The sequence below is a fragment of the Vibrio sp. OPT46 genome (genome assembly GCF_015163535.1).
In the GTDB taxonomy this organism is placed as follows: domain Bacteria; phylum Pseudomonadota; class Gammaproteobacteria; order Enterobacterales; family Vibrionaceae; genus Vibrio; species Vibrio alginolyticus.
This window is the reverse complement of sequence record NZ_JADDYG010000810.1, coordinates 1-280: the sequence shown is the minus strand read 5'-3', so window position 1 is coordinate 280 and position 280 is coordinate 1. Positions and strand designations below refer to the sequence as shown.

General features: G+C 37.5%; 1 protein-coding gene. It reads right to left on the bottom strand.

Features of this window, described 5'->3' with window-relative positions; all coding sequences use genetic code 11:
• The coding region (locus IQR33_RS36115) for a hypothetical protein (protein WP_228014193.1) at window positions 1-280 on the bottom strand (280 nt) is incomplete at both ends.

The window sequence follows — 280 nt, the reverse complement described above, 5'->3', positions numbered from 1 at the left end:
GTGTGAGGCTCAAATCACCTGAAGACTTAAGTAATTCATCTGCTGAAAGAATTAAATTCGATTTATTTACAGACCAATGAATATTTTTTTCATATTCACTTAGAGGAATTTGATTGAGAACCGACTGTGGATCTCTTACAGTAAGAGTGTAGTTATCTGATTTTGAGTTTGTTTCTAATTGGACGGTTATTGACGCCCCATTCTCCACTAGTGATTGAGTTGGATCTGTTACAGTAAGTACAAGTGACTTATCGCCACTACTGCTATTGGTGCCACCACC